Source organism: Collinsella sp. TM05-37 (assembly GCF_003436455.1).
Lineage (GTDB): Bacteria > Actinomycetota > Coriobacteriia > Coriobacteriales > Coriobacteriaceae > Collinsella.
In genome coordinates, this window is sequence record NZ_QSPN01000009.1 from 97,348 (window position 1) to 103,360 (window position 6,013).

Annotated in this window: 3 protein-coding genes and 4 tRNA genes; all 7 read right to left on the reverse strand. The window is 58.5% G+C overall.

From position 1 onward, the window contains the following. Nucleotides 1-142 precede the first annotated feature (142 nt). The 7 genes from DXD48_RS06355 to DXD48_RS06385 all read right to left on the reverse strand — a co-directional run bounded on the left by DXD48_RS06355 (nucleotide 143) and on the right by DXD48_RS06385 (nucleotide 5,780). On the reverse strand, nucleotides 143-1,876 hold the full coding sequence (locus tag DXD48_RS06355) for a glycoside hydrolase family 13 protein (protein ID WP_233502384.1): 1,734 nt from the start codon (nucleotides 1,874-1,876) through the stop codon (nucleotides 143-145). A 177-nt stretch (nucleotides 1,877-2,053) separates the two neighbouring features. After that, nucleotides 2,054-2,129 (reverse strand) — tRNA-Gly (locus DXD48_RS06360). Between the two features lie 42 nt (nucleotides 2,130-2,171). After that, nucleotides 2,172-2,245: transfer RNA gene (locus tag DXD48_RS06365), tRNA-Cys, on the reverse strand. A gap of 34 nt (nucleotides 2,246-2,279) precedes the next feature. After that, nucleotides 2,280-2,355 (reverse strand) — tRNA-Gly (locus DXD48_RS06370). 105 nt (nucleotides 2,356-2,460) lie between these two features. After that, entirely contained in the window at nucleotides 2,461-3,207 is a 747-nt protein-coding gene (locus DXD48_RS06375) for an anti-sigma factor antagonist (protein WP_117564450.1), read from the reverse strand. Between the two features lie 78 nt (nucleotides 3,208-3,285). Then, nucleotides 3,286-5,631, reverse strand: coding sequence for a GAF domain-containing SpoIIE family protein phosphatase (locus tag DXD48_RS06380; RefSeq protein ID WP_117564451.1), 2,346 nt, complete (start codon nucleotides 5,629-5,631; stop codon nucleotides 3,286-3,288). Nucleotides 5,632-5,690: 59 nt separating this feature from the next. Next, nucleotides 5,691-5,780: transfer RNA gene (locus DXD48_RS06385), tRNA-Leu, on the reverse strand. Between the last annotated feature and the right edge of the window lie 233 nt (nucleotides 5,781-6,013).

The following is a 6,013-nucleotide window of genomic DNA, read 5'->3' on the forward strand; positions in this document are numbered from 1 at the left end:
CTGCGAGGATTTAATATACGGGATGATCCACCCAAATGCAAGAACTTTTTTTGAAAAGTTTTGCGACGCCCTCGCGAACCTCGCGAAGACATCAGCCACCACGGAAGGTGTAGGCAAACGCAAGCTCGCCGCAAGAGGCCCCCTACAACTCAGCGAGCATGATCCAGGCAGAGCTGTCCTGCGCGAGCCTGCCGTCTGCAAGCGGTGATGAGGTGAGCAGGACCCTACCCGCCGGCAGCTCCACGGGTGCTGCACCGAAGTTCGTCACACACGCCCAGCCGTTGTCGCGGCGATAGGCGATGACGCCGCCCTCAGCGCCCTCGGCACCATCCGCAAGGCCGGTGCGCCCGTCAAGATCGAGCCACGCAAGATCGTTGGCGCACCCGCGCAGCTTGCGCCGCAGCCAGAGGGCGTCGCGATAGAACGCAAGCATCGATGCCGGGTCCGCTTCTTCCCTATCGGCAGCGTAATCGGAAAACCATGCAGGCTGTGGCAGATGGGGCGCCGCATCGGCGTCCGCCGGTGAAAACCCAAACGATCCGCCCTGCGCGGGATCGTCCGCTGCCACCCACGGCAGGGGCACACGACAGCCGTCGCGCCCCTTCTCGCGCTTCGGTCCGTGCGTATTGGTCGCAGTGGGATCTTCGAGTGCAGCCCACGGGATGTCAGCCACCTCAAAAAGGCCGAGCTCCTCACCCTGATACACGTATGCCGAGCCCGGAAGCGCCAACTCAAGCAAAAGGGCTGCCCGCGCGCGGCGCTCGCCGAGTTCACGGTCCTCGTCATAAGACGACCCGTCGCGTAAGAGCCAGTCGAGCGCAATCTGATGGTAGCGCGTCGCCTTGATTTGCGGCAGGGCATAGCGTGTCGCCACGCGCGGCACGTCGTGGTTGGAGAGTACCCAGGTCGAGGCGGAACCGGATTCGATGGCCGCCTTCAAGCCCTTCTCGATTGCAGCGTGCATGTCATCATAGGTCCAAGTGGCCTTGGCGAACTCAAAGTTGAATGTCTGGCCAAGCTCGCTGGGGCGTGCGTAGAGATACTGGCGCTCGGGCAGAACCCACGCCTCGGCAACGGCGCTGCGCGGCGGATCATAACGGTCGAACACGCGGCGCCACTCGCGATAGATCTCATGGACCTCGTTGCGGTCCCACAGCGGATGGGTGCCGTCCTCAACCATGTCATCGCCCTCGGCGAGATGCCACTGGTCGAGGTCATCGCGGTCGAGATCCTTGGCGAGACCGTGCGCCACATCAATGCGAAAGCCATCGACGCCTCGATCGCTCCAAAACGCCAGGACGTCGCAAAAGAACGCATGAACCTCGGGACACGACCAGTCAAAGTCCGGCTGCTCGGGCGTAAACATGTGCAGATACCACTGACCGTCCGCGACGCGCGTCCAGGCGGGGCCGCCAAAGTTGGCATTCCAATTGGTGGGAGGCAGCTCGCCGTGCTCGCCGCGACCATCGCGGAAGATATAACGGGCGCGCTCGGGTGATCCGGGGCCGGCGGCAAGAGCGGCTTTGAACCAGGGGTGCTGGTTGGACGAATGGTTGGGCACGATGTCGACGATGACCTTGATGCCGTGCGCATGAGCCGCAGCGATCATGTCATCGAAGTCGTCAAGCGAGCCGAGACGTGGGTCGACATCGCAGTAGTCCGCCACATCATAGCCGCCATCGACAAGAGGCGATGGGTAAAACGGGCTCAGCCAGATGGCCTCGATGCCCAGCTGCTCAAGATAGTCCATCTGCTGGGTAATGCCCGCGATATCGCCCAGACCCGAACCAGTCGAATCCTTAAACGAGCGCGGGTAGATTTGATAAATCGCGGCATCGGACATCCATGGGCGCGAAGAGGACTTTTCTGTAGCCATGGGGTGCGACTCCCTTGCAACGAGGTTTTGCGAGATGTCCACGATGATACGCCCAAAGCGGACATTCGCGGCAAACAACGCCACAGCCACGCCCCAAACGCTCGCTCCCTCTCGGGTTCGAGCCCAAGCGATGGGTACGAAAAAGCCCGGCTACCGTAGTAGTCGGGCTGCTGCGTTTGGAGCGGACAACGGGGCTCGAACCCGCGACCCCAACCTTGGCAAGGTTGTGCTCTACCAACTGAGCCATGTCCGCATATGTAAAACAAAACGGGCGCCGGAGCGCCCGGATGTTGCTTGGAGGCGAAGCCCGGATTCGAACCGGGGGTAAAGGCTTTGCAGGCCTCTGCCTTACCACTTGGCCACTTCGCCGAAAAAGGACCGCCTAAACGGTCCGGAAATGCAATGGAGCGGACAACGGGGCTCGAACCCGCGACCCCAACCTTGGCAAGGTTGTGCTCTACCAACTGAGCCATGTCCGCTTGCGGGTTATTAATTTACGCGAGTTGTCCAAAAGACGCAAGTACTTTTTTCAAAAAACTTGTCTGCCGCATGTTCTTAGTAGCTAAACGCGCTAAAGCGATTGGCTAGGCACACGATTCCAGCGCTCCGCTAAACAGCTTCACCATCTGCACGCGCGTGCCGGCGCCGTCCGTACGACGAGCAACCTCCACGTTATCGACGAGCATACGCATAAGCTTGATACCACGGCCGCGCTCCTCAGATGCGACCGGTTCGCTCGTTTCATCGATAGAATAGCCGGCACCTCGATCAAGCACCTCAACCACAACGCGATCGCTATAGGCCTGAACCGTCAGAACGCACCCGATACCGCCCGCATGGTCATAGGCATTACCCAGCGCCTCCCCCGACGCCAATGCGACATCGTAGCGCTCGTCACGGCGCAACGGAAGCGATTCAAGGAGTTCGGCGATGCGATGTCGGTAGTATGGAAGATTCTCGATACCCTGACGGACCTCGACGCTCTTACTCCAGCGAGGCAGCTCCCCCACCGGAATGGCGGGAATAGACTCCCGTGCCGGCCCCGCGACATGAAGAATATCGACAAGACGAGCAATCTCCAAAAAGCGAACAACTTCACCTGATGCATTGACGAGCGAAAGCAGGCCTTCTCGCCTCATGAGCTCACGAGCGCGCGTAAGCAGGAATGCCAAGCCCGTCGAATCGATAAAGCTGACAGCCTGACAGTTGATGACGACACGACGCACGCCGCGGCCAATCAAAGCATCCAACCGCCGACGCAGCGCAGGCACCGTGGCGATGTCGATATCGCCTGGTGGCGTCAAAACCGCTATGTCATTCCACTCATTCATACGACCATGGTTCCCCAAAAAAGCCCACTCGATGCATTCGTTTCCCCGACCGTACGGATTCAGCCCGCCCAGCGTCGTCTATGAACGACCCCGTAAAAACTCAAGGGACACCAATGCAATGTCATCGTCCAGCGCCGATTCGGTAAATCGGTCGAGCTCGCCCAAGACCTTGCCGCAAATGCCCGACACGCCCTCACCCGAGACAGAGAGCAGAAGGTCGCGAAGGCGCTGCTCGCCAAAGAAAGCACCCGAGCGGTCACGCGCTTCGATTGTTCCGTCGGTGTACATAAATAGCATGTCACCAGGAGCGAACGTAAACACGCCTGTCTCGTACACCATGCTCTCAAAGGCACCGATTACCCCCGATTGGCATCCAAGCAGCTCGACCTCTCCCCCACGAGCCTCGCCGCCACCCAGCGGCATCGACTCTGGCCTGATGACCATGGTCGGAGGATGGCCCGCCGAACAATACGTTGCGCGTCCGGCTTTAAGGTCAATCTTGGCGATAAAGGCCGTCACGAACGTCTCGACCCTCGAAAAGCCCATAAGCATGCTATTAAGGGAGCGTGCCATGCGGGCCGGTCCAGCGCCCTCCCAGGCATATGCCGTCAGGGCCGTCTTGACGAGTGCGGACATCGATGCAGCCTCAATGCCTTTGCCAGACACATCGCCCAGAATCATGACGGCGCAATCGTCGGGAAGACGGATGAGCGTATAGAAATCGCCGCCGACCAACGCCGAGTTCGTGGCCGACAGGTACACCGAATCGGCGGCGATTCCCGGAACATCCCCCAGTGAATTTCTCATGCCAATCTGGAGGGTCTGAGCGATATGGCGCTCCTCACGCTTTTGAGATTCGCCTTCATAGATCAGTTCAAAGTCATGAGCCAAGTGCACCAAGTAGTCATATTCAAGGTCATCAATCGGCTCTTGGCTACCATCACGAAGCAGCAGCGCACGCGTCGTCGGCCCCTTCGCAACAGAAGCAGGAACGATTGCGTCGTTACTGTGCTTGCCATCGCCCTCAGGGCGTGGGCGCCCCGCCTCGATGCCGGCGTCGACGTAGAGACCCTGGCAAGGCAGGCCATGCGCTCTAAGCCAGCCTCCCATAGGCATCGATTCGTCAACGCGAGTTATACGGACGTGTTTAAGGTCCTCGGCACTCGTGCCGCCCAAAACAGATGCCTCAAAGCCATCAGGGGCAGCCCCCAGACGTGCCGCTGGCGCCGTCGTGGAAAAGAAAAGCTTCTCGGGATCGTCCGGCAAAGCAACGCGACTGCCGCCTTCAAAATCTATGACGTAGGAATCCAGACTGGCGTCATACTCAACAGGGCAAAAATGGCAGTTGAGCATATTGCAGATCTCGGACGACACCGCCTGGGTAGCCGCGGCGGAATCGTCTAGAAAGGTAAACAACTCATCACGCAGCACATTGAGGGAACGACCAAGCTCGGCCGTGCGACGGGAGCGAAGGCTCGATGCCATGCCGACCAGCTGGATAGACAGGTAATCGCAAATGACCTCGAGCACATTAACGTCATAGGCGAGCGGTGCCTGGGGGCGTTTCCAACCAACTTCCAGCACGCCGAGGATCTGCGTACCGTAAAAAACGGGAAGACAGATTTCACTGCGGTACGGAGGCATATCCTGCATGCGCAACAGGTGCTTTGAACGATTATCCAGGTCCATGAACATACCGGAGGCGGCCTTATCGCCCTCAAGGTCCTGTTGGATCGACAAGCGACAGGCACGCGACTCGCGAAGAACATACGTCGGAATGCCAGCGCCATACGGCAAAAACTCGGGCAGGTAGCTGTCGTACAGCTCCTTGGAAACACCGCGAAGCTTAAAGCCGCCGCTCTCAGAAAAATAGATAGCGGCACCCGAAGCATCGAGCGTTCCTACAAGCTGGTTCAAAACGGTATCAAGCAGGCTGGGTAACTCATCGGAGCCCACAGTGCTCATAATGACCGAGAGCGTCCCAGAGAGACGCTTGTTCGCCACTCTAAGCTCCGATAACGCACGCTTGAGCTGACGGTCGTGAGAATACTGTTCCTCGATACTGTGAAGCGCCACCAGGACACGTGGCGCGCGGCGCCCAAAGATACGTGGAGGCGTTACGGAGCCTGCGCGAACCAATACGGGAATAAAGGAGCCATCGCTCAGCTTGAGCATCAGTTCGCTCTCGGAGCCATCAGTTTCAAATGGCAAACGATGTTCCGTTGCACGTTCAAAAGCGGACGAGTACAGGACGTCTTTAACATCTCCACCGATGACGTCGGCGCGTTCCTCGCACATCAAACCAAGTAAGCGATTATTCACATGCAGAATGGTTCCGTCGAGCTCGCAGATGATGACAGCATCGCTCGTGATCTCGACTAGTTGGGCAACGTCTGCCCACTCGTTGCGTTCAAGCGTTTCCATCGTGGACCCCACCGTCTATCGGTAACAAAAAAGCCTCCGAAGAGGCTTCTCAAATGCGATGGTGTCGGAGGCGGGACTTGAACCCGCATGACCAAAAAGCGGTCACTAGCACCTCAAGCTAGCGCGTCTGCCAATTCCGCCACTCCGACATGCTATGTTGTTGATTCGCAGTTCGTTTTGTTCGACCCGCGCGTTCAACGAGGAAGATAATAACCTATGATTCGAGAACTGTGCAAGCACTTTTTTCAAAAAAGTTTACGAATTTGTAAATGCGCAGGTAGATCCGTATGCCCGGCCCCGAATCGGTGTTGCCTCCCGGCGCGTCCTCGGGCATGGGCGATATTTTGCTACGCACTTCGTGCTGCAAAATATCGCTCCCCCT